Annotated in this window: 1 protein-coding gene; it reads right to left on the reverse strand. The window is 70.2% G+C overall.

The genetic code is table 11. From position 1 onward, the window contains the following. Positions 1-1,131 (reverse strand): hypothetical protein (locus AC1DVI_RS32150; RefSeq protein WP_476961434.1); only part of this gene is annotated, 1,131 nt, incomplete at its 3' end. Positions 1,132-2,749 lie beyond the last annotated feature (1,618 nt).

A 2,749-nucleotide genomic window follows, 5' to 3' on the forward strand; every position in this document is an offset into this window, starting at 1 on the left:
CGGTGACGGCGAGCGGTCGACCGGCTTGGCCTCGACCGCGGCCTTTTCCGGCACCGCCGGCGCCGACCGCCCTCCGAAGGACGGCGATGCCGCCGCCGGCGCGGCGGGAGGCAACGAGGCCATCTCGATGGCCGCCGGCGGTGTTGTCGGCGGAGCCGCGAGGCCGGGAAGCACGCTGCGACTGGCATCGCCCTCCCCTCCGGCGGACGACAACCCAAGCAGCATCGGCGCCTCCCGGCTGTCGGCTTCGCTCGGCGGGGCCGTGACACCGTTGCTTTGGGTCATGACGACGCCGAGGATGGCCATGGCCGCGGTGCTGGCCATGAGGACCATCGCGGCGTTCCTGGTGCCGCGCAGAACCGCCTTGCAGAAGCGGTCGACCCTGCCGCCCAGCTTCGACTGCGGAGAGGTCGGCGGCGTTACGGGCCGATCGGCGCGGACATCGGTGCCGGACCGGTCGGCGGCATCCGGAGTGGAAACCGTTCCCGGGATATCCCCGGCACCTCCAAGGCGGGCGCTCGGCGACCCATGAACCGGCGTCGCCGTCGTCCGCGCGGACGGATGTTCCGCCGCCATCCGCTCCGCCTGGAGCAGACTGTGCCGCGCCGCCTCCAGAACCCCCTCCAGCTCGGTGATCCGCGCGTGCGCCGCGCCGAGCGCCTGGTCGGCCACGGTCAGGCGGCGCTGCAGATCGCCGGCATGGGCGGCGTTCTCCTCGCCCCGGCGCCGGACGTCGGCGAGGGCCGCCGCCTTCTCCTCGCTCTGACGCCGGGCATCAGCGAGATCCGCCGCCATCTCGCCCAGGCGGCGCTCCAGCTCCTGCAGCGCGCCTGGCGGATGAAGTTCGACGTCGCCCGGCCCGTCCTTCAGCAGGGCCGTGACCAGCAATCGGACGCTCGTCGCCCCGTCGCGCACCAGATTGGCGGCGCGCACGCTCAGCGGGTCGCCGACGACGGCCAACCCCTGATCGGCGGCGAGCAAGTCCAGCAGACTGGCGGCGTCAGCCTCGCGGTTCTCCCGCGACAGGGTGGCGAGGCGCTGCGCCATCTCCTTCGCGGGAGCCGTTCCCTTGAAGTTCAGGCGGTGAATGCCGCTGTCGGCATCGTCGGGCGGTGGACGCGGCGCGTCCATGGCCTCCGGTGAACGTGATGATCGCTTTGCCATTCGGGGCTGTCTGAAGAACCGATGGCAGTATGGTAGCCGGGGTCGGCATGGGCGTTCGAGCACCCGCGGGAGGCTGGGCGCCCAATTTTTCGATTTGGGCGCCCAGCGAAACGCGTTGGGCGCCCAAGCATCCGGCCAAGATGGGAAAAGTCGTTTCCGATCATACGGTTACGTTTGGGTGCCCAGGTTTTCGAGCTGGGCGCCCAATGGGCGCCCAGAGATCGGGGCCGGATCGGAAAAACTGTTTCTGGTCAGTGGGTTGCTTTTGGGCGCCCAACATTCCGAAGCGGGCGCCCACTGGGCGCCCGTCGACTCAGTCCAGGCGCCCGCTGGGCGCCCAATTTTTCGATTTGGGCGCCCAGAGTTTGGACGTGGGCGCCCACTGGGCGCCCAACGAAACGCGTTAGGCGCCCAGCATCGATTACCGGGCGCCCGGCCTCCACGCACGGAAGGCTTTTTCAGGCTCTGCGACCAAGAGAAGGCGCCCGCCTTGGGGATGGATGGGAGAAACGGGCGCCCGCCTTGGCCACGCCGTCGGGTCGTGCAACGGAGAGCAGGTCGCCGGGGCGTCCCTGCGACAACCCGAGCGCGCACACGGGGTGGCGGAGGTGTCCCGTCGGCGCGGGCGGCGGAAGCGGAAGGCGCTGAGCGCGCTCCGGCGGACGGTGGAGGACGTCCTGCGGACGTCCGGCGGACGTCCACAGGAACGGACCAGGCTTTCCAACGAGCCACGTCGTGGAGCCGGTGGCGTGCCGGGCGGGCGGAAAAGCCGGGCACCAGGACGGCGGACCGGAGGGCAAGGCGATGCCGCACAGCCCAGGATAGCGGAAGTGGCCGAACGCCCGGGGCAGCCTGCGGCCCGGCCCGGGCAGTGCGGTAGCTCCATTTTCAGGTCTTCGGGGCGGACGGGGATGGAAGCGTTCAGGGCGAAAAGCACCCCTGGCGGCGTCGCGGAACGGCCGCGGGCGCCCGCCTCGCCCAGAGCCGACACAAGGGTGGAATGCAGGGCGCCCAGTGGGCGCCTGGACCTCCCGTCACGGGGCGGCGACGGAGCGTTTCTCCGCCTGCTGCCCCTCCCCCGCCCCGTCCCTCTTCGTAACCGGGCGCCCAACATTCCGACGTGGGCGCCCACTGGGCGCCCAACGAAACGCGTTGGGCGCCCAAGCATCCGGCCAAGATGGGAAAAGTCGTTTCCGATCATACGGTTACGTTTGGGCGCCCAGGTTTTCGAGCTGGGCGCCCAATGGGCGCCCAGAGATCGGGGCCGGATCGGAAAAACTGTTTCTGGTCAGTGGGTTGCTTTTGGGCGCCCAACATTCCGAAGCGGGCCCCAGTGTTCGGAACCGGGCATTTTTGCCGAGCGCCGCCCGGCGAGGCATCCAAGCCAACCGCTGGGGCTCGATTGGCGGCTGCAATGACGGGCATGGTCGACGAAGCCACCTCACCATCCCGGACCCCGACGTGTCATGGTGCCCTTGACCGCCGCCTGCATTGCCGCCGTTGCATTCACCTACGCGCCGCTGCTCGGCGATCCCCCTTCCCTGGTGGAGCAGGACCTCTACACGCTCTTTGGCGCCGAGCGCGG

It is taken from the genome of Azospirillum sp. P4_B5, assembly GCF_056402275.1.